29 protein-coding genes are annotated in these 24,818 nt (G+C 67.0%); 12 read left to right on the top strand and 17 right to left on the bottom strand.

What is annotated here, in order from left to right; genetic code table 11:
- Positions 1-3: 3 nt before the first annotated feature.
- The 4 genes from BC358_RS00250 to BC358_RS00235 all read left to right on the top strand — a co-directional run bounded on the left by BC358_RS00250 (position 4) and on the right by BC358_RS00235 (position 5,769).
- Positions 4-1,353: a GH1 family beta-glucosidase gene (locus BC358_RS00250; protein ID WP_079364227.1), complete on the top strand. Its 1,350-nt coding sequence runs from the start codon at positions 4-6 to the stop codon at positions 1,351-1,353.
- Positions 1,350-2,996 carry an alpha-glucosidase family protein gene (locus tag BC358_RS00245; RefSeq protein WP_079364226.1) on the top strand — a complete coding sequence of 549 codons (1,647 nt, stop codon included), beginning with the start codon at positions 1,350-1,352 and terminating at the stop codon, positions 2,994-2,996. Before BC358_RS00250 ends, BC358_RS00245 begins: the two co-directional genes overlap by 4 nt.
- Positions 2,997-3,088: 92 nt before the next feature.
- A complete protein-coding gene (locus BC358_RS00240; protein ID WP_079364225.1) occupies positions 3,089-4,810 on the top strand; it encodes an alpha-D-glucose phosphate-specific phosphoglucomutase in 1,722 nt (573 codons plus the stop codon).
- Between the two features lie 122 nt (positions 4,811-4,932).
- Positions 4,933-5,769: a cytochrome c5 family protein gene (locus tag BC358_RS00235; RefSeq protein WP_079364224.1), complete on the top strand. Its 837-nt coding sequence runs from the start codon at positions 4,933-4,935 to the stop codon at positions 5,767-5,769.
- Positions 5,770-5,831: 62 nt separating this feature from the next.
- On the opposite strand, the gene BC358_RS00230 is transcribed toward BC358_RS00235, so the two are convergent.
- From BC358_RS00230 to BC358_RS00220, 3 genes are read right to left on the bottom strand one after another with little or no spacing between them, the layout of a single operon-like run.
- Entirely contained in the window at positions 5,832-6,398 is a 567-nt protein-coding gene (locus tag BC358_RS00230) for a DUF2946 family protein (RefSeq protein WP_079364223.1), read from the bottom strand.
- A 9-nt stretch (positions 6,399-6,407) separates the two neighbouring features.
- Positions 6,408-7,406 (bottom strand): YheT family hydrolase, encoded by a 999-nt coding sequence (locus tag BC358_RS00225; RefSeq protein WP_079364222.1) that lies wholly within the window; start codon positions 7,404-7,406, stop codon positions 6,408-6,410.
- Between the two features lie 2 nt (positions 7,407-7,408).
- On the bottom strand, positions 7,409-7,846 hold the full coding sequence (locus tag BC358_RS00220; protein ID WP_066157599.1) for a nuclear transport factor 2 family protein: 438 nt from the start codon (positions 7,844-7,846) through the stop codon (positions 7,409-7,411).
- A 72-nt stretch (positions 7,847-7,918) separates the two neighbouring features.
- On the opposite strand from BC358_RS00220, the gene BC358_RS00215 reads away from it, so the two are divergent.
- The 3 genes from BC358_RS00215 to BC358_RS00205 are packed head-to-tail and all read left to right on the top strand — an operon-like array spanning position 7,919 to position 9,950.
- Positions 7,919-8,518 carry a LemA family protein gene (locus tag BC358_RS00215; RefSeq protein WP_079364221.1) on the top strand — a complete coding sequence of 200 codons (600 nt, stop codon included), beginning with the start codon at positions 7,919-7,921 and terminating at the stop codon, positions 8,516-8,518.
- The gene (locus tag BC358_RS00210; protein WP_079364220.1) at positions 8,515-9,417 is read left to right on the top strand and encodes a YgcG family protein; all 903 of its coding nucleotides are present in this window, start codon (positions 8,515-8,517) and stop codon (positions 9,415-9,417) included. Before BC358_RS00215 ends, BC358_RS00210 begins: the two co-directional genes overlap by 4 nt.
- 5 nt (positions 9,418-9,422) lie before the next feature.
- The gene (locus BC358_RS00205; RefSeq protein ID WP_079364219.1) at positions 9,423-9,950 is read left to right on the top strand and encodes a TPM domain-containing protein; all 528 of its coding nucleotides are present in this window, start codon (positions 9,423-9,425) and stop codon (positions 9,948-9,950) included.
- Positions 9,951-9,953: 3 nt separating this feature from the next.
- On the opposite strand, the gene BC358_RS00200 is transcribed toward BC358_RS00205, so the two are convergent.
- The 10 genes from BC358_RS00200 to BC358_RS00155 form a co-directional block, all read right to left on the bottom strand.
- On the bottom strand, positions 9,954-10,532 hold the full coding sequence (locus tag BC358_RS00200) for a Crp/Fnr family transcriptional regulator (RefSeq protein ID WP_079364725.1): 579 nt from the start codon (positions 10,530-10,532) through the stop codon (positions 9,954-9,956).
- A gap of 120 nt (positions 10,533-10,652) precedes the next feature.
- Positions 10,653-11,069: a F0F1 ATP synthase subunit epsilon gene (locus BC358_RS00195; protein ID WP_066157615.1), complete on the bottom strand. Its 417-nt coding sequence runs from the start codon at positions 11,067-11,069 to the stop codon at positions 10,653-10,655.
- Positions 11,070-11,136: 67 nt separating this feature from the next.
- A complete protein-coding gene (gene atpD / locus BC358_RS00190) occupies positions 11,137-12,543 on the bottom strand; it encodes a F0F1 ATP synthase subunit beta (protein ID WP_066157619.1) in 1,407 nt (468 codons plus the stop codon).
- A gap of 45 nt (positions 12,544-12,588) precedes the next feature.
- Complete coding sequence (atpG, locus tag BC358_RS00185) at positions 12,589-13,455, bottom strand: F0F1 ATP synthase subunit gamma (RefSeq protein ID WP_066157621.1); 867 nt, start codon at positions 13,453-13,455, stop codon at positions 12,589-12,591.
- A 29-nt stretch (positions 13,456-13,484) separates the two neighbouring features.
- On the bottom strand, positions 13,485-15,041 hold the full coding sequence (atpA, locus tag BC358_RS00180; RefSeq protein ID WP_066157623.1) for a F0F1 ATP synthase subunit alpha: 1,557 nt from the start codon (positions 15,039-15,041) through the stop codon (positions 13,485-13,487).
- 61 nt (positions 15,042-15,102) lie between these two features.
- Positions 15,103-15,633 carry a F0F1 ATP synthase subunit delta gene (locus tag BC358_RS00175; RefSeq protein WP_066157626.1) on the bottom strand — a complete coding sequence of 177 codons (531 nt, stop codon included), beginning with the start codon at positions 15,631-15,633 and terminating at the stop codon, positions 15,103-15,105.
- Between the two features lie 46 nt (positions 15,634-15,679).
- Entirely contained in the window at positions 15,680-16,150 is a 471-nt protein-coding gene (locus tag BC358_RS00170; RefSeq protein ID WP_066157630.1) for a F0F1 ATP synthase subunit B, read from the bottom strand.
- 124 nt (positions 16,151-16,274) lie between these two features.
- A complete protein-coding gene (gene atpE, locus BC358_RS00165) occupies positions 16,275-16,526 on the bottom strand; it encodes a F0F1 ATP synthase subunit C (protein ID WP_066157632.1) in 252 nt (83 codons plus the stop codon).
- Between the two features lie 79 nt (positions 16,527-16,605).
- A complete protein-coding gene (atpB, locus tag BC358_RS00160) occupies positions 16,606-17,484 on the bottom strand; it encodes a F0F1 ATP synthase subunit A (RefSeq protein ID WP_066157634.1) in 879 nt (292 codons plus the stop codon).
- Positions 17,485-17,508: 24 nt separating this feature from the next.
- Positions 17,509-18,045: an ATP synthase subunit I gene (locus BC358_RS00155; protein WP_256861393.1), complete on the bottom strand. Its 537-nt coding sequence runs from the start codon at positions 18,043-18,045 to the stop codon at positions 17,509-17,511.
- 243 nt (positions 18,046-18,288) lie between these two features.
- On the opposite strand from BC358_RS00155, the gene BC358_RS00145 reads away from it, so the two are divergent.
- From BC358_RS00145 to BC358_RS00130, 4 genes are read left to right on the top strand one after another with little or no spacing between them, the layout of a single operon-like run.
- Positions 18,289-18,573, top strand: coding sequence for a DUF493 family protein (locus tag BC358_RS00145; RefSeq protein ID WP_079364218.1), 285 nt, complete (start codon positions 18,289-18,291; stop codon positions 18,571-18,573).
- Positions 18,574-18,580: 7 nt separating this feature from the next.
- Positions 18,581-19,273 (top strand): lipoyl(octanoyl) transferase LipB, encoded by a 693-nt coding sequence (gene lipB / locus BC358_RS00140; protein WP_079364217.1) that lies wholly within the window; start codon positions 18,581-18,583, stop codon positions 19,271-19,273.
- A 30-nt stretch (positions 19,274-19,303) separates the two neighbouring features.
- A complete protein-coding gene (gene lipA / locus BC358_RS00135; RefSeq protein WP_079364216.1) occupies positions 19,304-20,317 on the top strand; it encodes a lipoyl synthase in 1,014 nt (337 codons plus the stop codon).
- A gap of 1 nt (position 20,318) precedes the next feature.
- Complete coding sequence (locus tag BC358_RS00130; RefSeq protein ID WP_079364215.1) at positions 20,319-21,023, top strand: AraC family transcriptional regulator; 705 nt, start codon at positions 20,319-20,321, stop codon at positions 21,021-21,023.
- Between the two features lie 25 nt (positions 21,024-21,048).
- On the opposite strand, the gene BC358_RS00125 is transcribed toward BC358_RS00130, so the two are convergent.
- On the bottom strand, positions 21,049-21,414 hold the full coding sequence (locus tag BC358_RS00125) for a carboxymuconolactone decarboxylase family protein (RefSeq protein ID WP_079364214.1): 366 nt from the start codon (positions 21,412-21,414) through the stop codon (positions 21,049-21,051).
- Between the two features lie 98 nt (positions 21,415-21,512).
- Here BC358_RS00125 and BC358_RS00120 point away from each other — a divergent pair, with 98 nt between their 5' ends.
- Entirely contained in the window at positions 21,513-22,355 is an 843-nt protein-coding gene (locus BC358_RS00120; RefSeq protein ID WP_079364213.1) for a DMT family transporter, read from the top strand.
- A 4-nt stretch (positions 22,356-22,359) separates the two neighbouring features.
- Here BC358_RS00120 and ptsP read toward each other — a convergent pair whose 3' ends face one another.
- From ptsP to BC358_RS00105, 3 genes are read right to left on the bottom strand one after another with little or no spacing between them, the layout of a single operon-like run.
- Positions 22,360-24,135, bottom strand: coding sequence for a phosphoenolpyruvate--protein phosphotransferase (gene ptsP, locus BC358_RS00115; protein WP_079364212.1), 1,776 nt, complete (start codon positions 24,133-24,135; stop codon positions 22,360-22,362).
- Complete coding sequence (locus tag BC358_RS00110; protein ID WP_066157661.1) at positions 24,132-24,401, bottom strand: HPr family phosphocarrier protein; 270 nt, start codon at positions 24,399-24,401, stop codon at positions 24,132-24,134. Before BC358_RS00110 ends, ptsP begins: the two co-directional genes overlap by 4 nt.
- Positions 24,370-24,816, bottom strand: coding sequence for a PTS sugar transporter subunit IIA (locus BC358_RS00105; RefSeq protein WP_066157664.1), 447 nt, complete (start codon positions 24,814-24,816; stop codon positions 24,370-24,372). The genes BC358_RS00110 and BC358_RS00105 overlap by 32 nt, the downstream gene beginning before the upstream one ends.
- Positions 24,817-24,818: the final 2 nt, after the last annotated feature.

Below are 24,818 nucleotides of genomic sequence, written 5' to 3'. Positions count from 1 at the left end.
CCCATGACCGATTTCCCCATCTTTCCCCCTTCGTTCGAATGGGGCTGTGCCACCGCTGCCTTCCAGATCGAGGGAGGCGCCCTCGAAGGCGGCAAGCTCCCCAGCATCTGGGACGACTTCTGCGCCCAGACCGGCCGCATCAAGGATGCCAGCGACGGCCTGGTGGCCTGCGATCACTTCCACCGTTTCCGCGAGGACGTGGCGCTGATGGCCGATCTCGGGTTCCGGCACTACCGCTTCTCCATCGCCTGGACCCGCGTGGTGCGCGAGGACGGCAGCGCCAACCCCGAGGGGCTGGACTTCTACCGCCGCCTGCTCGACGCGCTGCACGACAAGGGCATCACGCCCAACGCCACACTGTTCCACTGGGATCTGCCGGCGCAGCTGCAGCGCGCGCACGGCGGCTGGCTGCACCGCGACACCGCCCAGCGTTTCGCCGACTACGCGCAGCTGGTCGCGCGCGAACTGGGCGACCAACTGCCGCGCGTGGCCACGCTCAACGAACCCTGGTGCAGCGCCTTCCTGGGCCACGACATCGGCGTGTTCGCGCCCGGCGTGCAGGACCGGTCCTCGTCGCTGCTGGTGGCGCACCACCTCATGCTGGCGCACGGCCTGGGCCTGCAGGCCTGGCGCAGCGTGCGCAGCGACACGCAGCTGGGCATCGTGCTCAACCCCGAGCTGTGCGACCCGGCCAGCGATGCACCTGCCGATGTGGCCGCAGCGCGGCTGGCGGAGCTGGAGCGCAACGACGTATTCCTCAACCCGCTGTTCGGCCGCGAATGGCCGGCCGAGATGATCGAACAGATCGGCGCATTCGCCGAGCAGCGCCGTCCCGGCGACCTGGCCATCTGCGCCCAGCCGCTGGACTTCATCGGCCTGAACTACTACACGCGCTCCATCGCGCAGGCGCCGCAAAGCGCCGCCGAGCAGCGCCGCGGCTACCGCTTCGTGCCGCCCGACCCGCAGCGCCCCGACCTCACCCACATCGGCTGGGAGATCTACCCGCAGGGGCTGGAACGGGTGACGCGCAATCTGCTCGCAAAGTGGCCGCTGCCTCCTATCTGGATCACCGAAAACGGCGCGGCCGACAACACGCCGGTGGAGGCCGGCGGTTGCGACGACCGCCTGCGCCTGAGCTACCTGCAATCGCACCTGACCCAGCTCGCGCAGATGGTGGCCAGCGGCCTGGACATCCGCGGTTACTACGTCTGGAGCCTGCTCGACAACTTCGAGTGGGCGCACGGCTACACCCAGCGCTTCGGCGTCGTACACGTCGACTACTCCACCCAGCAGCGCACGGCCAAGGCCAGCGCGCGCTGGCTCCAGCAACTGATTTCTTCTCCGCAAACATGAGCAACAAGGCACCCAACAACGGCTGGTGGCGCGGCGGCGTCATCTACCAGATCTACCCGCGCAGCTTCCAGGACTCCAACGGCGACGGCATCGGCGACCTGCCGGGCATCACGCAGCGGCTGGACCACATCGCGGCGCTGGGCGCCGACGGCATCTGGATCTCGCCCTTCTTCAAGAGCCCGATGAAGGACTTCGGCTACGACGTCAGCGACTACAACGACGTCGACCCGATGTTCGGCACGCTGGACGACTTCCGCGCCCTGGTGGCACGCGCCCACGTGCTCGGCCTGAAGGTCATGATCGACCAGGTGCTCTCGCACTGCAGCGACCAGCACCCCTGGTTCGTGGAAAGCCGCAGCAGCCGCGACAACCCCAAGGCCGACTGGTTCGTCTGGGCCGACCCCAGGGACGACGGCAACCCGCCCAACAACTGGCTCTCGATCTTCGGCGGCAGCGCCTGGCAGTGGGACACGCGCCGCTGCCAGTACTACCTGCACAACTTCCTGACCAGCCAGCCCGACCTGAACTTCCACCACCCCGCCGTGCAGGACGCGCTGCTGGACACAGTGAAGTTCTGGCTCGACCTGGGCGTGGATGGCTACCGGCTGGACACGGTCAACTTCTTCTTCCACGACGCCCAGCTGCGCGACAACCCCGGCCGCGGCGCACCGGACCGCAGCAACCCCGACCCGGCGGTCAACCCCTTCAACCCCTACGGCTGGCAGCGCCACGTCTACGACAAGAGCCGGCCGGAGAACCTGCCCTTCCTGCAGCGCCTGCGCGCCCTGCTCGACCAGTACCCCGACACCACCATGGTGGGCGAGATCGGCGACGACGACGGCCTGGCCCGCGTGGCCGAGTACACCGCCGGCGGCGACAAGCTGCACATGGCCTACTGCTTCGACCTGCTGGGCGAGGCGCACGACGCGCCCTTCCTGCACGGCTTCCTGACCCGCTTCAACACCATCGTGGGCGACGGCTGGCCCTGCTGGGCGCTGTCCAACCACGACGTGGTGCGCTCGGCCACGCGCTGGGGCGGACCGAACCCCGACCCGCGCCTGCTGCGCCTGGCCGCCGCCTTCCAGGCCAGCCTGCGCGGCACGGTCTGCCTCTACCAGGGTGAAGAGTTGGGCCTGCCAGAGGCCGAGCTGCGCTACGAGGACCTGCAGGACCCCTACGGCATCACCATGTGGCCCGAGTTCAAGGGCCGCGACGGCTGCCGCACGCCCATGCCGTGGTCCGGCGACGCGCCGCATGCCGGCTTCACCACCGGCGACAGGCCCTGGCTGCCCGTGGCCGAGGCGCATCGCGCGCTGGCGGTGGACCGCCAGGCCGGCGCGCCGGACTCGATGCTCTCGTTCTTCACCCACCTGCTGCACTGGCGCCGCCAGCAGGTCGCCCTGCGCGAAGGCCGCCTCACCCTGCTGCCCGCGCATCCGCAGGTGCTGGCCTTCATCCGCGAGCACGAGCAGCAGACGCTGCTGTGCGTCTTCAACTTCAGCGATCAGGTGGCCGAGCTGGCGCTGCCCGAGGACTGGCGCAACGCCACGGTGCTCGACGGCAGCGGCCTGCCGGGCGCCCGGCTGGAAGGCGACTGCGTGCACTGCGAACCCTACGGGGGCCTGTTCCTGCACCGCACCTGACCCGCGGGACAGGCTCCCGAGTTGGGCGACACTGGCGGCTGTGGCCGGCCATCACCGGCCGGAACGCCATTGCCATCCCCTCAGGAGCCCCCATGAGCATCCAGACTGTCGCCACCACCCCGTTTGCCGGCCAGCTGCCGGGCACCTCCGGCCTGCGCAAGAAGGTCACCGTGTTCCAGCAGCCGCACTACCTGGAGAACTTCGTCCAGGCCCTGTTCGACGTGCTGCACGGCGACGCGCCGGCCGCAGGGCAGACGCTGGTGCTCGGCGGCGACGGGCGTTTCCACAACCGCGCCGCGGTGCAGACCATCCTGAAGATGGCCGCTGCGCGCGGCTACGGCCGGGTGCTGGTCGGCCAGGGCGGCATCCTGTCCACGCCCGCCACCAGCGCCGTCATCCGCCGCCGGGGCGCCAGCGGCGGCATCATCCTCTCGGCCAGCCACAACCCCGGCGGCCCCGACGGCGACTTCGGCATCAAATACAACGCCACCAACGGCGGCCCAGCGCCCGAGAAGCTGACCCAGGCGATCTACGAACGCACGCAGACGCTCGGCCAGTACCGCCTGAGCGACGCCCCCGACATCCCGCTCGACGCCCTGGGCACGCACATGATGGAAGGCATGGCGATCGAGGTGATCGACCCCGTCGCCGACTACGCCGCGGTGCAGCGCGAGCTGTTCGACTTCGCCGCCATTCGCCGCCTGTTCGCCAGCGGTTTCCGCCTGCGCTACGACGCCATGTGGGCGGTCGGCGGGCCGTATGCCAAGGCCATCATCGAGGGCGAGCTCGGCGCCCCGGCCGGCACCGTGGTCAACGCCGAACCGAAGGAGGATTTCGGCGGTCTGCACCCCGACCCCAACCCGGCCTACGCCGACGACCTGATCGCCCACCTGATGGCGCCCGACGCGCCCGACATGGGGGCGGCCTCCGACGGCGACGCCGACCGCAACATGATCCTCGGGCGCGGCTTCATCGTCTCGCCTTCCGACAGCCTGGCCGTGCTCACCGCGCACGCCACCAAGGTGCCGGGCTACGCGAGCGGCCTGGCCGGCGTGGCACGCTCCATGCCCACCTCCACCGCCGCCGACCGCGTGGCGAAGGCGCTGGGCATCGCCTGCTACGAAACGCCCACGGGCTGGAAGTTCTTCGGCAACCTGCTGGACGCCGACAAGATCACGCTTTGCGGCGAAGAGAGCTACGGCACCGGCTCCAACCACGTGCGCGAGAAGGACGGCCTCTGGGCCGTGCTGTTCTGGCTCAACCTGGTGGCGACCACCGGCCAGTCGGTCGAGCAGCTGGTGCGCGGGCTGTGGACCGAACACGGCCGCTGCGTCTACTCGCGGCACGACTACGACGGCATCCCCACCGAACAGGCCAACGCTCTGATGGCCGAACTGCGCGCGCAGCTGCCGACGCTGGCCGGCCAGACCTTCGATGGGCATCGTCTGTCGCCGGGCCGCCCCAAGACAGACGGCGCCCCCTCGGGGGGCAGCGAACCTCGCGAAGCGGAGAGCGTGGGGGTGACCATTTCGTGGGCCGACGACTTCGCCTACACCGACCCGGTGGACGGCTCGGTCAGCCAGAAACAGGGCGTGCGCGTGGTGCTGGAAGACTCCTCGCGCGTCGTGTTCCGCCTCTCGGGCACCGGCACCGAAGGCGCGACGCTGCGCGTCTACCTGGAACGCCACGAACCCGACGCCTCGCGCCACGACGTGCCCGCGCAGGAGGCGCTGGCGCCGCTGGTCGCACTCGCCCGCACCCTGGCCCGCATCGAACACCACACCGGCATGGCGCAACCCACCGTCATGACCTGATCCCCTGCCCCAGCGGGGCCGCCAGGCAGCGGGCCGTCAGGGTCGGCTGGCTATAATTCGCGGCTATTTGCCCTGTGCAGGGGCCCCACCCCCAACAGACCGACTCGCCATCCGAGGAACCCATGAGCGACCACGCGCACGACTCCCACACCGGCCCGATCAAAACCCCCGCCCAGTTGCTCTGGACGTCGTTCTTTTTCTTCGTGGCACCCGTTTTCGTCATCATCGGCCTGGTGTACTACGTCACCTCGGACACCAAGCCGGCCGCCGGCGCGGTCGACCCCGAGCTGGCCACGGCCATGCGCATCCAGAAGATCGGCTCGGTCGAGCTGCGCGACGCCAACCGTCCGCTGGCCACTGGCGAAGCGGTCTACACCGCCCAGTGCTCGGCCTGCCATGCCACCGGCGCCGCCGGTGCTCCCAAGTTCGGCGACGCCGCCGCCTGGGCCCCCCGCATCGCCACCGGTTATGAGGCCCTGCTGAACTCGGCCCTCAAGGGCAAGAACGCCATGGGGGCCCAGGGTGGTGGCGCGTTCAGCGACGTCGAGATCGGTCGCGCCGTGGTCCACCTGGCGAATGCCGCCGGCGGCAAGTTCGCCGAGCCGCAGGCCCCGGCAGCAGCCGACGCCGCGGCTGCTCCGGCCGCTGAAGCCGCTCCCACGGCTGCGCCCGCTGCCGCCCCGGTGGCCGCCGCGCCCGCTGCTGCGGCCGTGCCCGTCGCCGGCGCTGGTGAGGCTCTGTACAAGCAGGCTTGCTCGGTCTGCCACGCCGCCGGTGTGGCCGGTGCGCCCAAGTTCGGCGACAAGGCCGCCTGGTCGGCGCGCGTCGGCCTGGGTCTGGACGGCCTGACCGCCAGCGCCATCAAGGGCAAGAACGCCATGCCGCCCAAGGGCGGTTCCACCGCCTCCGACGCCGACATCAAGGCCGCCGTCGAGTACATGCTGACCGCTGTCAAGTAAGGCGCAGCGCCCCACTAAAAAGCCGGTCACTTGACCGGCTTTTTTTGTTGCCCGCGCCGGGCTCAGGCCCAGGGGCCCGGCCCCAGGGCGCGCTGAGGGCTCCGCACGAACGCCCAGCGCTGCGGCAGGCTGTCCGCCGCCACCGGCTCGGGCTGCCAGGCGCCCTGCTCCACCTGGTCGGCCGCCTGCGCCATGTCGCTGGTGTGCACCAGCCCCAGGCCCAAAGCGGTCACGAGGTACAGGCGCCCGGCCTCGTCCAGCAGGGCGCGCTCCACGGCGCCGGCCGGCGCACCGGTGTGGGCCAGCACCGAGCCGTCGGGCTGCAGGCGCCAGATCCAGGGTGTGGCTTCGAGTTCCACATAGACCCGCTGCGGTCCGTTCTGGAAAAACCACCGGCCCTGTTCGTCGGGCATGTAGTTGCGGCCGATGAAGGCGATCAGCTTGTCGTGCAGCAGGCGCGAGCCCTTGACCGGCGCCACGCCTTCGCTTGGTTCAGCGGCGAAGGGGCCGGAGCGCTGGCAGCGGTCGTCGCGCATGTACCAGTCACCACGCGCGTCCAGCCCCAGCCAGCCATGGCAGTCGGGCACGTTGGGCCATTTGGCGAGCGCGGCCTTGACGATGTCGTCCACGGGGTGTCCTCAGCGGTGGGCCAGCAGCCAGTGACCGACCGCCGCCGGCATGGCCATCACGTGGCCGGGCAGGCCCAGGGGCGGCAGGGACACGGGAAATCCCACGTGCCCGCCCTGCGCCGGCTGCCAGAGCGTGACCTGGGGACCGGCCTGGCGCGGTGTGGGCAGAGAGTCGGCGGGTACAAAGGGGTCATTGAGCGCATTGAGCGCCAGCGCCGGCACGCGGATGTCGCTGAGCACCGGCTTGGCCGACGCGCGGGCCCAGTAGTCGTCGGTGTCGCGAAAGCCGTGCAGCGGCGCAGTGAAGAGGTTGTCGAACTGGTAGAGGTCGTTCGCGGCCAGCAGCGCCTCGCGGTCGAACAGGCCCGGGTGCTGCTCCAGCTTCTTCAGCGCCTTGGGCACCATGGTGGAGAGGAACATGCGGGTGTAGACCAGCCGGTTGAAGCCGCGCCCGATGGCGTGACCGCCCGCGGCCAGATCCAGCGGCGAACAGACGGCGGCCACCGCCCGCACCGTGCGCCCGGCCTCGGTGCCCATCTCGCCGGCCCAGCGCAGCAGAGCGTTGCCCCCCAGGGACACCCCGGCCGCCAGCAGCGGGCGCCCCGGGTGTGTGGTGGCGAAGCGGCGGAGCATCCAGTCGATTTCCTGGAAATCGCCCGAGTGGTAGGCGCGCGGTGCCAGGTTCAGCTCGCCCGAGCAGCCCCGGAAGTGCGGCACGGCCAGCACCAGGCCTTCGCGGGCTGCGAAGTCGGCAAAGGCCACCGCGTACTGGCTGGCCGAGGAGCCCTCCAGCCCGTGGAACAGCACCAGCAGAGGCGCATCCGGCGACGCCGCGTGGGTGGTGGTGTCCACGTCGACGAAGTCTCCGTCGGGGGTCTGCCAGCGTTCCCGCCGCCATTGCGGGGCGGCACCCGCATGGCGCCGCGCAAACAGCGCTGCCCACAGGGTCTGGGCGTTGCCACCCGGCAGCCACCAGGGAGCCGTGTAGTCGAAAGCTGGGGCCGCCATGTTCAGTGCAGCACCGGCGGCGTGCTCAGCGCATCCGCCGGCTCGTTGCGGCTGCCCGGGCTCGCGTGGTGGGCCACCATGCGCCAGCCGTGCACGGTCTTGGCATACACGTTGGTGGCCAGCACCCAGGCGTGGGCCGGTCCGTCGTCGCTCATCACCTCGATGCGTTCGATCACGCTGTGCACGCTGCAGCCACCGGCGTCGATGCGGCGCGCCCGCTCGGGTTGCACGCGCACGCCGCCATTGGCCAGCAGGGCCTCGAACGCGGCCCGGACGGCAGAGTGGCCGACCAGGCGCTGTCCGCCCGGGTGCACGCAGACGATGTCCTCTTCATCGGCCCAGCAGGCCATCAGGCGCTCCAAGTCGCCCTGGTGCAGGGCCTCGTAGAAAGCGGCTTCGGTGTCGTCCGCGGTGCCGGGGGAGAACTTGGGGCGGGGCATGGAGGGTGCAGGGACGTGGTCAGAGACTCAAATGCGGGCACTATGATAGGTCTTTGCCCCGCAGGAGTGACCATGAAGCGCCGTCTGTCCCTCGCCTCCCTCGTGCTCGCCGGCACCCTCGCACTGTCTGGCTGTGGCTACAACGAATTCCAGAGCCTGGACGAACAGAGCAAGTCGGCCTGGGCCGAGGTGCTCAACCAGTACCAGCGCCGCGCCGATCTCATTCCCAACATCGTCGCCACCGTCAAGGGCGAAGCGAACTTCGAGCAGGAAACACTGTCCAAGGTGGTCGAGGCGCGCGCCAAGGCCACGTCGATCCAGGTCACGCCCGAGATGCTCAGCGACCCCGAGGCCATGGCGAAGTTCCAGGCCGCGCAGGGCGAGCTGGGCAGCGCACTCAGCCGTCTGATGGTAGTGGTCGAGCAGTACCCCAACCTCAAGGCCAACCAGGGCTTCTCCGACCTGCGCGTGCAGCTCGAAGGCACGGAGAACCGCATCACCGTGGCCCGCAACCGCTACATCGAAGCGGTCCAGTCCTACAACGTGCTGACGCGCAGCTTCCCGACCAACCTCACCGCCATGGTCTTTGGCTACAAGACCAAGGAGGGCTTCCAGGTCGAGAACGAGGCCGCCATCAGCGCGCCGCCCAAGGTGGATTTCAGTAAGCCATGACGCCGCGCCGGGTCCGCGCGCTCGGCGTGGGCATGCTCTGGTTGGTGTGGGTGGCGCTGGCCTGGGCACAGGCCGTGCTGCCCGTGCCGGAGCTGCGCAGCCGCGTGATCGACCAGACCGGTACGCTGGACCCCGCCCAGCAGACCGCGCTTGAGTCCCGGCTGGCCACTTTCGAGACCCAGCGCGGCACCCAGATCGTGGTGGTGCTGGTGCCCACCACGCAGCCCGAAGACATCGCCGACTACACCCAGCGGCTGGGCGATGCCTGGAAGCTCGGGCGACAGGACGTGGGCGGCGGCGTACTGTTCGTGGTGGCCAAGAACGACCGGCGGGTGCGCATCGCCACCAGCAAGACGCTGGAGGGGGCGATTCCCGACCTGGTGGCCCGCCGCATCATCGACCAGGCGGTCACGCCGGCCTTCCGCCGCAACGACTTCGCGGGCGGCATCGAAGCCGGCATCGACCAGATCATGGCCCGCGTGTCCGGCGAGAACCTGCCCCTGCCCGAGGCCGGGGGTGGCGCTGAAGAGGCGGGCTTCGCGCCCATGGACCTGCTGATTTTCCTGGTCTTTGCAGTGCCGATGTTCTCGGCTGTGCTGCGCAGCCTGTTCGGCAACAAGCTGGGCACCCTGCTGACCGGCGCGAGTGCGGGCGCGATCGCCTGGGTGCTCACCGCGGTGGTCTGGATCGCTGTGGGCGCCGGCCTGCTCGCCATGATCGCCGCGCTGTTCCTCCAGATGCTTCCGTCGATGCCATCGTCCGGGCGCGGGCGCCGCGGCGGCGACTGGGGCGGCGGCGGTTTCGGTGGTGGCAGTGGTGGCGGATGGAGCGGCGGCGGTGGCTTCAGCTCGGGCGGTGGTGGCAACTTCGGCGGCGGCGGCGCCTCCGGAAGCTGGTGACACCCATGAACAAGCTGTTTCGGATCCTCCGGCACCGCTGGCTGGACAGCCGCGATTCGCGCCGACTGATTCCCGACGACATGGCGCATCGGCTGTCCCGACGCATCACCGCCAGCGAGGCGCGCCACAGTGGCGAGATCCGCCTGTGCGTCGAGGCCGCCCTGCCGCTGTCCTACCTCTGGCGGCTCGGGAACGAGACCTCCGTCCGCGTGCTGGCGCGGGAACGGGCCGTGAGCTGGTTCGGCCGGCTGGGCGTCTGGGACACGCAGGACAACAACGGCGTGCTGATCTACCTGCTGCTGGCCGAACGGTCGATCGAACTGGTGGCCGACCGCGGTCTGAGTGCACGGGTCGACCAGGTGCGCTGGCAGGCCATGGTGGACCGGCTGGCCGGTCGGCTGCACCAGGGGGCCTTCGAAGACGGCCTGACCCAGGCCCTGGAGGAAGTGTCCGCGCTGCTGGTGGAGTTTTTTCCGGCCCAGGCCGGCGGGCCCAACCCCAACGAACTGCCCGATCTGGTGGTTCGGGCCTGAGACTCAGCCTTCCCCGGAACTGCGGCCGCCGCGGCCGGTGCGGCTGTTCATCACCACCTGCAGCTCCTGCTGCAGGGCCTTGTTCATCTGAGCGAAGGTGCGCAGCTTGCGCGTGGTCTCGCGCAGGCGGTCGGCCATGCGTTTGGAGATCGCGAGCAAGAGGCGGGCCCCGACCGCCGGGTCGGCCTTGAGCAGGCGCCGCAATGCAGCCCGGGACAGCACGGCGGCCGCCACATCGGTGATGGCTGCGCAGGTGGCCGACCGCGGCGAGCCGTCCAGCACCCCCATTTCACCGATCAGATGCCCCGGACCGATCACGTTGACCACCATGCTGCCATCGGCGCCGGGCATCTCGCTCTCGACCGAAATATCGCCTTCCAGGATCAGCATCATGTAGTCGTTGCCGCGCAGCTCCCCCTCGTGGATGAAGACCGTACCCGCGGAAATCAGCTGCGGTTTCATGTAACCCACCACCCGCTTTGCATCGGCCAGCTTCAGGTCATCCAGGGCCGAAGGCGTGACGAGCAGGCGGGCGGCCACCTCTTGAGGCGGCAGGTCCGGTCGTTCGGAAATCGAGGGCATGGGCATGGGTGTCCGGAGGTCAGAGTGGAGATGATTTCACCAGCATCCCCGACAGGCCACAGGGCGGCAAAAAAAAACCGGCTGATGCCGGTTTTCTTCATGAGGCGTCCGCGGGGCAGATCACTTTTTCTGACGGTACTTGCGCAGCGCCGCGATCTGCGCCGCCATGACCGCCAGCTCCGAGGTGGCTTTGGCCAGATCAATGTCGCTCTTGGCGTTCTTGACAGCCTCTTCGGCGGCCTTGCGGGCCTCGCTCGCCTTGGCCTCGTCCAGGTCGTGGCCGCGGATGGCGGTGTCCGACAGCACGGTCACGCAGTTGGGCTGAACTTCCAGAATGCCGCCGGCCACGAACACGAACTCTTCGCCGCCGTCGGCTTTTTCGATGCGCACGGCACCGGGCTTGATGCGCGTGATCAGCGGAATGTGGCCGGGCAGGATGCCCAGTTCACCCGCCTCACCCGGCAGGGCCACGAACTTGGCCTCGCCGGAGAAGATGGACTCTTCGGCGCTGACCACATCGACGTGGATGGTGCTCATATTGACTCCTGTGAAAAGGGAAAAGGTGGCTCGGTGGACGGGCGCCGGCGAACGGCGCCCTGCTCCATCAGGCGACCTTCTTCGCCTTCTCGAAGGCCTCGTCGATGGTGCCGACCATGTAGAAGGCCTGCTCGGGCAGGTGGTCGCACTCACCGGCGGTGATCATCTTGAAGCCGCGGATGGTTTCGGACAGCGGCACGTACTTGCCGGGCGAGCCGGTGAACACCTCAGCGACGTGGAACGGCTGCGACAGGAAACGCTGGATCTTGCGGGCGCGGGCCACGGCCAGCTTGTCTTCCGGCGCCAGTTCGTCCATGCCCAGAATGGCGATGATGTCGCGCAGTTCCTTGTAGCGCTGCAGCGTGCCCTGCACGGCGCGGGCGGTTTCATAGTGGTCCTGACCCACGACCAGCGGGTCCAGCTGACGGCTGGTGGAGTCCAGCGGGTCCACGGCGGGGTAGATACCCAGCGCAGCGATGTCACGGGACAGCACCACAGTGGAATCCAGGTGGGCGAAGGTCGTGGCGGGCGACGGGTCGGTCAAGTCATCGGCCGGCACGTACACGGCCTGGATGGAGGTGATCGAGCCGACCTTGGTGGAAGTGATCCGCTCTTGCAGGCGGCCCATTTCTTCGGCCAGCGTCGGCTGGTAGCCCACGGCGGACGGCATGCGACCCAGCAGGGCGGACACTTCGGTACCGGCCAGGGTGTAGCGGTAGATGTTGTCCACGAAGAACAGCACGTCACGGCCTTCGTCACGGAAGGACTCGGCGATGGTCAGACCGGTCAGGGCCACGCGCAGACGGTTGCCCGGGGGCTCGTTCATCTGGCCGTAGACCATGGCCACTTTCGATTCAGCCAGGTTCTCGAGGTTCACGACGCCGGAGTCGGCCATCTCGTGATAGAAGTCGTTGCCCTCACGGGTGCGCTCACCCACGCCAGCGAACACGGACAGACCGCTGTGCGCCTTGGCGATGTTGTTGATGAGCTCCATCATGTTCACGGTCTTGCCCACACCGGCACCACCGAACAGACCCACCTTGCCACCCTTGGCGAACGGGCAGACCAAGTCGATCACCTTGATGCCGGTTTCCAGCAGCTCTTGCGAGGGGGACAGTTCGTCGTAGGCCGGGGCCTTGCGGTGGATGGGGGCGGTCAGGCTCTGGTCGACCGGGCCACGCTCGTCGATGGGCTGGCCCAGCACGTCCATGATGCGGCCCAGGGTGGCCTTGCCCACCGGCACGGTGATGTTGGCGTTGGTGTTGGTGACCACCATGCCGCGGCGCAGGCCGTCGGACGAACCCAGTGCAATCGTGCGGACCACGCCGTCACCGAGCTGCTGCTGGACTTCCAGCGTCAGTGCGGAACCTTCCATCTTCAGGGCGTCGTAAACGCGCGGCATCTGGTCGCGGGGGAATTCCACGTCCACGACGGCGCCGATGCACTGAACAATCTTGCCTTGTGCTTGAGACATGATGTGTACCTTTGAGTTTCTCTAGATTTCAGTTGAGCGCCGGGGTCAGACCGCCGCAGCGCCGGCCACGATTTCCGACAGCTCTTTCGTGATGCCGGCCTGGCGGGTCTTGTTGTAGACCAGCTTGAGTTCGCTGATGACGTTACCGGCGTTGTCAGTGGCAGCCTTCATGGCCACCATGCGGGCCGACTGCTCGGACGCCATGTTTTCCGCCACAGCCTGGTAGACTTGGGCTTCGATGTAGCGCAACAGCAGCTCGTCGATGACGGTGGCCGCGTCGGGTTCGTAGACGTAGTCCCAGTCACGACCCTTGTTGCCTTCCTGCAGGTCAGCGGCCGACAGAGGCAGCAGCTGCTCGATCACGGCTTCCTGCTTCATCGTGTTGATGAAGCGGGTGTAGCACACGTGAACCGAGTTGATGCGACCTTCGGTGTACGCGTCCAGCAGCACCTTCACCGGGCCGATCAGCTTGTCCAGGTGGGGGGTATCGCCCAGGCCGACGGCGCTGGAGACCACTTTCGCACCGATGCGGTTGAGGAAACCCAGGCCCTTGTTGCCGATGGCCACGGCTTCCGCGCCAACGCCCCGACCCTGGAAGTCCTTGAGCTGGTTGGTCAGCGCGCGAAGCACGTTGGTGTTCATGCCACCGCACAGGCCCTTGTCGGTGGTCACGACGACAAAACCGGCGGTCTTGGCGTCGTTGGTCTCCATGAAGGGGTGCGTGTACTCGGGGTTGGCCTTGCTCAGGTTGCCAGCGATCTGGCGCACCTTTTCGGCGTAAGGCCGGGCCGCACGCATGCGGTCCTGCGCCTTGCGCATCTTGGAAGCGGCCACCATTTCCATGGCTTTGGTGATCTTCTTGGTGTTTTCCACCGATTTGATCTTGCCGCGAATTTCCTTGCCTGCTGCCATTGCTGCTCCTTAGCTCGTCAATGGACGGTTCAGTAGGTACCGGTCTTCTTGAAATCGGCGATGGCGGCGAGCAGCTGGGCTTCAGCGTCCTTGTCCATGGCCTTGTCGTTGTCGAGCTTGGCCACCAGCGCAGCGTGCTTGTCTTTCAGGAAAGCGTGCAGACCGCCTTCGAAGGCCAGCACCTTCTTGACATCGATGTCGTCCATGAAGCCCTTGTTCACCGCGAACAGCGAAGCGGCCATCAGGCTGATGGGCAGCGGGCTGTACTGGGCCTGCTTGAGCAGTTCGGTCACGCGGGCGCCGCGGTCCAGCTGCTTGCGGGTGGCTTCGTCCAGGTCGGAAGCGAACTGCGCAAACGCAGCCAGCTCGCGGTACTGGGCCAGGTCGGTACGGATACCGCCGGACAGCGACTTGATCAGCTTGGTCTGGGCTGCACCACCGACGCGCGACACCGAGATACCGGCGTTGATGGCGGGACGGATACCGGCGTTGAACAGGTTGGTTTCCAGGAAGATCTGGCCGTCGGTGATCGAGATCACGTTGGTCGGCACGAAAGCGGACACGTCGCCGGCCTGCGTTTCGATGATCGGCAGTGCGGTCAGCGAACCCGTCTTGCCCTTGACTTCACCCTTGGTGAAAGCTTCGACGTAGTCGGCGTTCACGCGGGCGGCGCGCTCCAGCAGGCGGCTGTGCAGGTAGAACACGTCGCCGGGGTAGGCTTCGCGGCCCGGCGGACGGCGCAGCAGCAGCGAGACCTGGCGATAGGCCACGGCCTGCTTGGACAGGTCGTCGTACACGATCAGGGCGTCCTGGCCGCGGTCGCGGAAGTACTCGCCCATGGTGCAGCCGGAGTAGGCCGACAGGTACTGCATGGCGGCGGACTCGGAAGCCGAGGCGGCGACCACGATGGTGTACTCCATGGCGCCGGCCTGTTCCAGGGCGCGCACCACGTTCTTGATGGACGACGCCTTCTGGCCGATGGCGACGTACACACAGGTCATGTTCTGACCTTTTTGGTTGATGATCGCATCGATCGCCACAGCGGTCTTGCCGGTCTGGCGGTCGCCAATGATCAGCTCGCGCTGGCCACGGCCGACGGGCACCATCGAGTCGATCGACTTCAGACCGGTCTGCACCGGCTGGTCCACCGACTTACGGGCGATCACGCCAGGAGCGACCTTCTCGATCACGTCCGTCATCTTGGCGTTGATCGGGCCCTTGCCGTCGATCGGCTGACCCAGGGCGTTGACCACGCGACCCACCAGCTCGGGACCGACCGGCACTTCCAGAATGCGGCCCGTGCACTTGACGGTGTCGCCTTCGGAGATGTGCTCGTACTCACCCAGAATCACGGCGCCGACGGAGTCGCGCTCGAGGTTCAGGGCCAGACCGAAGGAAGGTACGCCGTCCTTGTTGGCCGGGAATTCCAGCATTTCGCCCTGCATCACGTCCGACAGGCCGTGGATGCGAACGATACCGTCGGTGACGGACACCACGGTGCCCTGGTTGCGCACATCGCTGGACGCGCCCAGACCCTGGATGCGGGATTTGATCAGTTCAGAAATTTCGGCGGGATTGAGCTGCATGACTCTTTCCTTCTTTCGTTAATTGGGATGAGGTCGCGTCCGAGCGGCGGGGCAGACGGCTTCAAGCCGTCAGCGCTACTTTCATTTGTTCCAGGCGGGCCTTGATGGAGGTGTCCAGCACTTCGTCACCCACCACCACACGCACGCCACCGATGAGCTCGGGCTGCAATTGGACTTGCAGGTTGAGCTGGCGCCCGAAGCGCTTCTCCAGCACACCCGACAACTCGGCCAGAGCAGACGGTTCGATGTCGAAGGCGCTGTAGACCACGGCATCAAAGCGGCCCTGCTGGGCGTTCTTGAGCACGCGGAACTGGGCAGCGATTTCAGGCAGCGCCGCGACGCGACCATTCTCGATCACCGTGCGCAGGAAGTTCTGGCCCATCTCCGGCAGCGCGTTCTTGAGCACGCCGGTGATGACGTCGAACACCTGGGTCGGCGAAGACTGAGGCGCTTCGGCGAACTGGCGCAGCTGCTCGTTACCAGCAACAGCAGCCAACTCGTCGAGCCAAGAGGCAACGCCCGCAGCATCGGCGCCAGCGGCCTTGAACAGGGCGTCAGCGTAGGGACGGGCAATGGTGGCGATTTCGGCCATGTTCTACCTTCGTATGCCGGGGTTCAATCGGAACGTGGGCCTGGGGTCAGAGCTCGGTCTTCAGGCGACCCAGCAACTCGGCGTGAACACCGGCGTTGACTTCGCGCTTGAGAATCTGCTCGGCACCCTTGACGGCCAGCGCGGCGACTTCCTCGCGCAGGGCTTCACGGGCCTTGACGACCTGCTGCTCGGCTTCCTGACGGGCGGCGGCGACGATCTTGGCAGCCTCTTCCGTCGCACGGGCCTTGGCTTCCTCGATCACAGTCTGTGCACGGCGCTCGGCGTCGGCCAGACGGGTGGCTGCCTCGTTGCGGGACTGGCTCAACTCAGCCTCGACACGCTTGTTGGCCACGGCCAGTTCGGACTTGGCCTTCTCGGAAGCGGCCAGACCTTCGGAAATCTTCAACGCACGCTCATCGAGAGCCTTGGCAATCGGGGGCCACACGAACTTCATCGTGAACCACACCAGGATCGCAAAGACGATGGCCTGCGCAAAGAGGGTTGCATTGATGTTCATCGCAACGCCTTTCTGTGTGTGAACGGGAGTGGAGACGCAATTGCTGCGGCACCGACGACATCCGGAAGGAGGGGACGATGTTCATCGCCCCACCGCATGCCGCCGCGCACGGCAGCAAGACCCATTAAGCAGCCAGCTGGAAGGGGTTGGCGAAGGCGAACAGCAGAGCGATGGCCACGCCGATCAGGAAGGCGGCGTCGATCAGACCGGCCAGAATGAACATCTTGGTCTGCAGGTCGTTCATCAGCTCGGGTTGGCGAGCGGAGGATTCCAGGAACTTGCCACCCATCAGGGCGATACCGATAGAGGCGCCAATGGCACCCAGGCCGACGATGAGACCGCAAGCCAGAGCAACCAGACCCAGAACGTTTTCCATGATGACTCCTTAAGAGATTGAGAGTTGAAAAGAAAGGAAGGAACCGAAAGAACTAGAGAGCGAGGTGAAACCGCGCAACTTAGTGAGCGTCATGCGCTTGACCCAGATAAATCAGGGCCAGCATCATGAAAATGAACGCCTGCAAGGTGATGACCAGAATGTGGAACAAGGTCCACACCGTGCCTGCGATCAAGTGTCCGACGAAGAAAAGTCCACCCGAGAGCGAGAAGGCGGCGAAACCACCCAGCAGCGCAATCAGCATGAACACCAGTTCACCCGCGAACATGTTGCCAAACAACCGCATGCCGTGCGAAACCGTCTTCGCCACGAACTCGATCATTTGCATCAGGAAGTTGGTCACGCCCAGCAGCAGTGCCCAAACAGGATTTTTGGAAGTACCAAAGGGAGCCGTCACCAACTCGTGCGCCCAGCCACCCAGGCCCTTGATCTTGATGTTGTAGAACAGGCACATCAGCAGCACAGAGACGGACAGACCCAGCGTGGTCGACAGATCGGCGGTCGGCACTACCCGAAGGTAGGCGTGATGAGGATCGTGGCCGGTCGCTGCGTAGTACTCGGTCCACAGGCGGGGCAGCAAGTCCACCGGCAGCATGTCCATGAAGTTCATCATGAAGATCCAGCAGAACACAGTCAGCGCCAGCGGGGCGACCAGCTTGCGGCTGTTGGCGTTGTGGATCACACCCTTGGCCTGGCTGTCGACCATCTCGACCAGCATCTCCACTGCGGCCTGAAAGCGCCCCGGCACGCCCGCATGCGCCTTGCGCGCCGCCAGCCACAGCATGAAGCAGACAAAGGCGCCCAGCACCGAACTGAAAACCACGGAGTCGATGTTGATCACCGAGAAGTCAACGATGAACCCTTGCTTGTGGTTCGTCAGATGGGTCAGGTGGTGGCGGATGTACTCGCCAGGGGTAGGACCGATACCTTCAGCAGCCATGTTCGTTGCACCAATCAACGGAAATTAATGTGGGCGCCTGGTTTGGAACCACAGCCCAAACCAGTACACCTTCAGCGTCAAAACCAACCCGGCCAGCAAACCCAGCCAACTGAGATCAGGGACCAGCGCCGGCGCCGACCACAGCATGGCCACCACCAGCAACACCTTGACCCCTTCCCACAACAGGAAGCCAGCGAACGTGGCCCGCGAATGTCCCGGCATCAGACGGGACAACGCACTGGAGGTCAGACCGTAGGCCATCAATGCCGTCGGAATGAACACCGAAGCCGCGCCGTAGAGCACCGACAGAGCCAGCGACATCTGGCGCGAAAACAGCCAGACCAGCAACCCCGACACCGCCCCCACCAGCACCTGCACCCCCACCAGACGCCAGACAGATAGTTCCGGCTGACCAGCGCGCCACTGATGCGCCTGTTCACGCGTCAGTGGCTTGAATTCGGGTTCTTGCTCCCCATCTTCCCATCCGTGCCCCGATTTGGCCTCTGTCTGATCGGCCGGCAATGGCTGCCCGTCTTTGTCGGGCCCGGGCATTGTCGGCATGGCAGATTACAAACGGTTTACAGGTGTGCGAAGGTTCGCAAAGCCTCTCATTATACGTAGAAACCCCAAACCAACGTCAATCGTTCTGCGCTGACCAAGGACTTGACGCGCGCGACCATAATGGTGCGCGTCCCTCGGGCAGACCTCTGCTGGCCCCGTGCCCGCCAGCACATGCGCCGAAGGACGATCTGAAAAATTCTCACTTTGATGCAGCCAGGGCCGAGCCCGTGCTGCGCACGCCCCATGGACCTGCCACGAGACATTCCGCCAGAACAGTCGCTCATCAAGTACCCCTGCCGATTTCCTATCAAGGTGATGGGGGCCAACGTCGAGGGCTATGTCTCGGCCATGGTTGCGGTGGCGCAAGCCTTCGACCCCGGCTTCGACGAGGCCACGATCGAACACCGTCCGAGCAAGGCCGGCAACTACCTGGGCCTGACGCTCACGGTGTACGTCACCAGCCGGGAGCAGCTGGACGAGGTGTACCGCACCCTGACCACCCACCCCATGGTCAAGGTCGTCCTCTGATCCGCTCATGATCGTCCGACCGCTGGGGCGCGTGGACTACGCGCCCACCTTCGACGCCATGGTGGCCTTCACCGAATCGCGGTCGGCACAGACACCCGACGAGTTGTGGATCTGCGAGCACCCACCCGTGTTCACGCAAGGCCTGGCGGGCAGGGATGACCACCTGCTGGCGCCGGGCGACATTCCGGTCGTCAAGACCAACCGCGGTGGCCAGGTGACCTACCACGGCCCTGGCCAGGTCGTCGCCTATCCGCTGATCGATCTGCAGCGCGCGGGCTACTTCGTGAAGGAGTACGTCTACCGCATCGAAGAGGCGGTGATCCGCACGCTGGCCCACTTCGGTGTGACTGGCCACCGTGTTGCGGGCGCCCCCGGCATCTACGTGCGGCTGGGCGACCCAACCGGCCACGCTCCTTTGCCGCAGCGGCCGCAGAAACGCACGCAAGGTTCACCAGCCCCAGAACCCGATTTCACCGGCCTGGGCAAGATTGCGGCGCTGGGCATCAAGGTCAGCCGGCACTGCACCTACCACGGTGTCGCGCTGAACGTGACCATGGACCTGCAGCCCTTCTGGCGCATCAACCCATGTGGTTATGCAGGCCTGCAGACGGTCGACCTTTCTACAATAGGGGCTGCCGTTTCATGGGATGAAGCGGCCAGGGTGCTGAGCAACCAGCTCGGCGCCCTTCTCGGCCCCTGACCACCAACGCGCGCCGACCGCGCCCCTGCCATGACCCGCCCCGACACCCCCGAGGCCGACGCCCACACCGTCCGCGAAGCCCAGCCCGCCGCCCAGTACGACGCGACCGCCAAGCAGAAGAGCCAGGCGAAGACGGCGCGCATCCCGATCAAGATCGTGCCGGCCGAGGTGCTCAAGAAGCCGGAGTGGATCCGCGTCAAGGCCGGCTCGCCGACCACGCGCTTCTATGAAATCAAGGACATCCTGCGCAGCAACAAGTTGGTCACGGTGTGCGAAGAAGCGAGCTGCCCGAACATCGGCGAGTGCTTCGGCAAGGGCACGGCGACCTTCATGATCATGGGCGACAAGTGCACGCGCCGCTGCCCGTTCTGCGATGTCGGCCATGGACGCCCCGATCCACTGGACGTGGACGAGCCGGAGAACCTGGCCAAAACCATCGCCCAGCTCAAGCTCAAGTACGTGGTGATCACCAGTGTGGACCGCGACGACCTGCGCGATGGCGGTGCGGGCCACTACGTGGCCTGCATCCAGCGCACCCGCGAGCTCTCTCCCGGCACACAGATCGAGGTGCTGGTGCCCGACTTCCGCGGCCGCGACGAAAAGGCGCTGGACATCATGGCGGCCGGCCTGCCCGACGTGCTCAACCACAACCTGGAGACCGTGCCGCGCCTGTACAAGGAAGCGCGCCCGGGCTCGGACTACCAGTTCAGCCTGAACCTGCTCAAGAAATTCAAGCAGCGTTTCCCCGGCATCCCGACCAAGAGCGGCCTGATGGTCGGACTGGGCGAGACCGACGAAGAGATCCTGGACGTCATGCGCGACATGCGCGCGCACGACATCGACATGCTCACCATCGGCCAGTACCTGGCGCCCAGCGGGCACCACCTGCCGGTGCGCCGCTACGTGCACCCCGACACCTTCAAGATGTTCGAGGAAAAGGCCTACGAGATGGGCTTCACCCACGCCGCCGTCGGCGCCATGGTTCGGTCCAGCTACCACGCCGACCAGCAGGCGCACGACGTGCTGAACAACCCCAGGACCTGACATGGCCGGCGCGCACGACGCTCTGTCGGTGCGCCACTACGGCGCCTCGCCGGGTAGCCATGCGCACGACCACTTCCAGATCCTGCTGGGTCTGGAGGGCTGGCTGGAGCTGGAGGTCGACGGCCGCGGGCGACGTGTCGGCACTGGCGACGGGGTGGTGATTGCGCCAGGCCTGCGGCACGACTTTGAATCGACCCGGGGCGCCCGCTGCCTGGTGCTGGACTCTTCCAACATGGGCTGGACCCGGCTGGACCGCAGCGCCCCCCTGCCGGACACCTTGCCGCTGGCTCGCTACCTGGCGTCGGCCTGCGCATCGGGTCTGGTTCGGGCCCGCCAGCTGGGGCCGGCATTGCTGCTGGAAGCCTGGGCGCCGCCCGCGCTGCCCAGACGCTCCCGGCGCGCCATCGACTGGCAGAGTCTTCAGGCCTGGGCGCTGAAGGCAGTTGACGAGCGGCTGTCGGTGGCCGATCTGGCCACGCGCACCCATCTCAGCCCGGCCCAGTTCACCGAACGCTGCCAGCAGGAACTCGGCCAGAGCCCCATGGCCTGGTTGCGCAGCCTGCGGATGGACCGCGCGCGGCACCTGCGCGCGCAAGGACTGCCCGTGGCCGAGGTCGCCCGGCGCTGCGGCTACCGCTCCCCGTCCGCCCTCACCGCGGCGCTGCGGAAGCAAGACGATCCGACGCCCTTGAACGGCGACGATTGACCCGCGCCGCGCGACGACGGCCTGACTAAACTCTCGCGTGCAGGTCCTGAGGCGCCATCTTCTCCCAGGCGGCGATGGCCTCGGCCGCATACATCAGCGCCGGACCGCCGCCCATGTAGACGCAGACGGACAGCATCTCTTCCAGTTCGGCGCGCGTGCAACCCAGCTGCACCAGCGCCTTGACGTGAAAGCCGATGCAGCCCGAACAGCGCTGGGTGACGGCGATCGCCAGCGCCACCAGCTCCTTGTGTTTGGCACTGAGCGCGCCGTCGGTGATGGCCGCCTTGGCCAGCTGTCCGAAGCCGGCCATTGCGTTGCCCTGGGTCTTGCGGAACGGCGCCAGACTGGCATTGATGTCGCGCATCAGGTCGTTGTGATTGAAAGTGCTCACGTGCAGGTCCTGTGAAAAATACCCCACGTAGTATCAAAGAAGTTCCGTGCCCATGACTTTGTCCCTGATCAAGCAACCAGTCGGAAAGGCGTGAAGAAATGAGTGCCAACCTGCTCGCGCTGGGCGCCGTCGCCCTCTGGGGCTCTCTGGCCGCACTGGGCGTGGCGCTGTCCCACGTCCCGCCCTTCCTGCTGACCGGCCTGTCGCTGCTGATCGGCAGCCTGATCGCCCTGCCGCTTTCGCGCTTCGACTGGCGGCGCTGGCGGGTGCCGCCGGCGACGCTGGCCCTGGGCGTGTACGGCCTGTTCTGCTACCACTTCCTGCTCTTCATTGCGCTGCGCCACGCCCCCCCGGTGCAGGCCAACCTGGTGAACTACCTGTGGCCGCTGGGCATCGTCGTGATGGCACCCCTGCTTCTGCCCGGCACCACGCTCACCGCGCGCCACATCCTGGCCGCCCTGCTGGGTTTCGCAGGCGCCGCCCTGGCCATCCTCGGGCGCAGCGGCCCGGCCGAGGCGGTCTGGGCGTGGGGCTACCTGCCCGCCGCCGGCGCGGCCTTCATCTGGGCCAGCTACTCACTGCTGACCAAGCGCGTGGCGCCATTCCCGACCGCCGCCATCGGCAGCTTCGCCCTGGTGTCCGGCCTGTTGTCGCTGCTGTGCCACGCATTCATGGAACCAGCGGTGTCGCTGACCGCGCAGGACTGGGCGCTCATCGCGCTGCTCGGTCTCGGGCCGCTGGGCGGTGCCTTTTTCCTGTGGGACGCGGCGCTCAAGCGCGGCGACGCGCGCCAGATCGGTGTGCTCAGTTTTCTCACCCCGCTGCTGTCGACGCTGACCCTGCTGTGGGTGCGCGGCGAGGCACCGAGTCTGTCGGTCGGGATGGCCGCGGCCCTGATCATTGGCGCAGCGGTGCTGGCCACGCGGCGGCCGGCGGCCTGAGGGGTCAGTCGGCCATCAGCGCGGCCGGATCTTCGGCCGCCAGCACGCTCTGCGCCCATGCCGCCAGCTTGCCGGTGTCGCATCGCAGAATCTGCTGTTTGACGGCCAGGATCTGCGTGGGGTGCATCGAAAAACTGCGCAAGCCCAGCCCGAGCAGCAGGCGCGTCATGCCGACATCGCCCGCCATCTCGCCGCACACACTCACGCCCTTGCCCTGCGCGCGGGCCTGCGCGATGGTGCTGGCCACCAGGTGCAGCACCGCCGGGTGCACCGGGTCGTAGAGGTGGGCCACCGCCTCGTCGGCACGATCGATCGCCAGCGTGTACTGGATCAGGTCGTTGGTGCCGATGGAGAGAAAATCGAAGTGGCGCAGGAACAGCGGGATCGTCAGCGCCGCGGCAGGCACCTCAATCATGGCGCCCAGCCGCACCGGGCCGTGAACCACCCCCAGGGCGTCGAGCTGTGCCCGCGCTTTGTCGACCAGCGCCAGCGTCTGGCGGATCTCGCTGGCGTGGGCCAGCATGGGCACCAGCAAATTGATCGGGCCGAGCGCCGCCGCTCGCAGGATGGCGCGCAGCTGCGCCAGGAACATCGCCGGGTCGGCCAGGCTCCAGCGGATCGCGCGCAAGCCCAGCGCGGGGTTGAGGTGGTCCTCGCCGGCGCGCACCGGGGTGCGGTCCAGCGGCTTGTCGGCACCGACGTCGACCGTGCGAATCGTGACCGGCAGCCCCTGCATGCCCTCGACGGCCCGGCGGTAGGCGGCGTACTGTTCTTCCTCGTCGGGCAGCTTGCCGTTGCGGCCCATGAACAGGAACTCGGTTCGGAACAGTCCCACGCCCACGGCGCCAGCCTTGAGCGCCGCGGCGGCGTCCTCGGGCTGCTCGATGTTGGCCAGCAACTCGATCTTCTGGCCATCCAGCGTCACGGCCGGGGTGTTCTTCAGACGCGAGAGCCGCTCGCGCTCGACCTCACCCTGGCGCTGCTTGAAGCCGTACTCGGCCATCAGGATGGGCGACGGGTCGACGATCACCACACCGGCGTCGCCATCAATGATGACCCAGTCGTCCTGGTTGATCAGGTGACTGGCCGAGCGCGCCCCGACCACCGCGGGGATGTCCATGCTGCGCGCGACGATGGCGGTGTGGCTGGTCTTGCCGCCCACGTCGGTGACGAAGCCGGCGAACACGCTCTGCTTGAACTGCAGCATGTCGGCCGGCGACAGGTCGTGCGCGATCAGCACCAGGGGCACGTCGACCGAGGGATCGAAGAGGGTACCGTTGGGCTCGCCCTCGTCCGCGGGAGGCAGTGGCGCGGCGACGGGCGAAGCCACACCGCGCATCATGCGCAGCATGCGTTCGACCACCTGCTCCAGGTCGGCCTTGCGCTCGCGCAGATAAGGGTCCTCCATCTCGTCGAACTGGCGCGCAATCACCTCCAGCTGGGTGGTCAGCGCCCACTCGGCGTTGTAGTGGCGCTCGGTGATCCAGTGCTTGACACCACTCGTGAGCTGCTCGTCCTGCAGCAGCATCAGGTGCACATCCAGCAGCGCGCTCAGCTCCGGGTGCGCGTCTTGTGAACCCAGCTCATCCAGGCTGGCCTGGACCTTCTCGATCTCCTCGACCACACCGTTGCGGGCCCGCCGCAGGCGCTGGATCTCGGCCTCGACCTGATCAGGCTTGACGAAGTAGTGGGCGACGTCGATGCGGCTGGACGCCACGATCACCGCCCGCCCGATGGCAATGCCCCGGGAGACCGCCAGACCGTGGACGGTGAAGCTCACTCGCCTTCCCCGAACTTGTCGTTGATCAGCGCCACGATGGCATCCATCGCGGCCTGCTCGTCCGGGCCGCTGGTCTCGATTTCGACCTGGCTGCCCACCCCGGCGGCCAGCATCATGACGCCCATGATGCTCTTGGCGTTGATGCGGCGGTCCCCCTTGGACATCCACACCTCGCACTGGTGGCTGCCGGCCAGCTTGGTGAGCTTGGCCGAAGCGCGGGCGTGCAGGCCCAGCTTATTGCTGATGGTCGCGGTGGTCTTGATCATGTGTGGTTCTTCTCGCCTGATTCTGTGGTGCCGTCACGGCCACCTGGATCACACCCTGCGTGGCCCCCACCATGGCGCGCGAGACCAGCGCGTCCAGCGACTCGTGCCGGTACGACACGGTGCGCAGCAGCATCGGCAGATTCACGCCGGCGATCAGCTTGGAGCGCACACCGTCGACCAGCTTGTGCGCCACGTTGCAGGGCGTGGCACCGAACACGTCGGTCAGCACCAGCGTCTGCGGCGTGTCCAGCTGTCGCATGAGGATGCGCGCCTGGGCCAGCGACTCCTCCGGGGGGGCATTGGGCATGACATCCAGGGCCGACACCGCATTCGCGCTGTCGGGAAACACGTGCAGCACGCAGGCCCGCAGGGCCGAAGCCAGCGGCGCGTGCGCAACGATGAGGATGCCGTTCATCG

The organism is Hydrogenophaga sp. H7, assembly GCF_002025745.1.
GTDB classification, from domain to species: domain Bacteria; phylum Pseudomonadota; class Gammaproteobacteria; order Burkholderiales; family Burkholderiaceae_C; genus Hydrogenophaga; species Hydrogenophaga pseudoflava.
The sequence above is the reverse complement of the archived record's forward strand: the minus strand, read 5'-3'. Positions and strand labels throughout refer to the sequence as shown.

Coding starts and splice junctions, on each gene's coding strand:
- atpB (WP_066157634.1), bottom strand. CDS start 17,484: ATGGCTGCTGAAGGTATCGGTCCTACCCCTGGCGAGTACATCCGCCAC.
- BC358_RS00145 (WP_079364218.1), top strand. CDS start 18,289: ATGGACCTGCCACGAGACATTCCGCCAGAACAGTCGCTCATCAAGTAC.
- BC358_RS00110 (WP_066157661.1), bottom strand. CDS start 24,401: ATGATCAAGACCACCGCGACCATCAGCAATAAGCTGGGCCTGCACGCC.
- BC358_RS00225 (WP_079364222.1), bottom strand. CDS start 7,406: ATGGCGGCCCCAGCTTTCGACTACACGGCTCCCTGGTGGCTGCCGGGT.
- BC358_RS00155 (WP_256861393.1), bottom strand. CDS start 18,045: ATGCCGACAATGCCCGGGCCCGACAAAGACGGGCAGCCATTGCCGGCC.
- BC358_RS00250 (WP_079364227.1), top strand. CDS start 4: ATGACCGATTTCCCCATCTTTCCCCCTTCGTTCGAATGGGGCTGTGCC.
- lipB (WP_079364217.1), top strand. CDS start 18,581: ATGATCGTCCGACCGCTGGGGCGCGTGGACTACGCGCCCACCTTCGAC.
- BC358_RS00200 (WP_079364725.1), bottom strand. CDS start 10,532: ATGCCCTCGATTTCCGAACGACCGGACCTGCCGCCTCAAGAGGTGGCC.
- BC358_RS00245 (WP_079364226.1), top strand. CDS start 1,350: ATGAGCAACAAGGCACCCAACAACGGCTGGTGGCGCGGCGGCGTCATC.
- BC358_RS00220 (WP_066157599.1), bottom strand. CDS start 7,846: ATGCCCCGCCCCAAGTTCTCCCCCGGCACCGCGGACGACACCGAAGCC.
- BC358_RS00235 (WP_079364224.1), top strand. CDS start 4,933: ATGAGCGACCACGCGCACGACTCCCACACCGGCCCGATCAAAACCCCC.
- lipA (WP_079364216.1), top strand. CDS start 19,304: ATGACCCGCCCCGACACCCCCGAGGCCGACGCCCACACCGTCCGCGAA.
- atpG (WP_066157621.1), bottom strand. CDS start 13,455: ATGGCAGCAGGCAAGGAAATTCGCGGCAAGATCAAATCGGTGGAAAAC.
- BC358_RS00175 (WP_066157626.1), bottom strand. CDS start 15,633: ATGGCCGAAATCGCCACCATTGCCCGTCCCTACGCTGACGCCCTGTTC.
- BC358_RS00240 (WP_079364225.1), top strand. CDS start 3,089: ATGAGCATCCAGACTGTCGCCACCACCCCGTTTGCCGGCCAGCTGCCG.
- BC358_RS00215 (WP_079364221.1), top strand. CDS start 7,919: ATGAAGCGCCGTCTGTCCCTCGCCTCCCTCGTGCTCGCCGGCACCCTC.
- atpD (WP_066157619.1), bottom strand. CDS start 12,543: ATGTCTCAAGCACAAGGCAAGATTGTTCAGTGCATCGGCGCCGTCGTG.
- BC358_RS00170 (WP_066157630.1), bottom strand. CDS start 16,150: ATGAACATCAATGCAACCCTCTTTGCGCAGGCCATCGTCTTTGCGATC.
- BC358_RS00105 (WP_066157664.1), bottom strand. CDS start 24,816: ATGAACGGCATCCTCATCGTTGCGCACGCGCCGCTGGCTTCGGCCCTG.
- BC358_RS00210 (WP_079364220.1), top strand. CDS start 8,515: ATGACGCCGCGCCGGGTCCGCGCGCTCGGCGTGGGCATGCTCTGGTTG.
- atpA (WP_066157623.1), bottom strand. CDS start 15,041: ATGCAGCTCAATCCCGCCGAAATTTCTGAACTGATCAAATCCCGCATC.
- atpE (WP_066157632.1), bottom strand. CDS start 16,526: ATGGAAAACGTTCTGGGTCTGGTTGCTCTGGCTTGCGGTCTCATCGTC.
- BC358_RS00120 (WP_079364213.1), top strand. CDS start 21,513: ATGAGTGCCAACCTGCTCGCGCTGGGCGCCGTCGCCCTCTGGGGCTCT.
- BC358_RS00195 (WP_066157615.1), bottom strand. CDS start 11,069: ATGAGCACCATCCACGTCGATGTGGTCAGCGCCGAAGAGTCCATCTTC.
- BC358_RS00130 (WP_079364215.1), top strand. CDS start 20,319: ATGGCCGGCGCGCACGACGCTCTGTCGGTGCGCCACTACGGCGCCTCG.
- BC358_RS00205 (WP_079364219.1), top strand. CDS start 9,423: ATGAACAAGCTGTTTCGGATCCTCCGGCACCGCTGGCTGGACAGCCGC.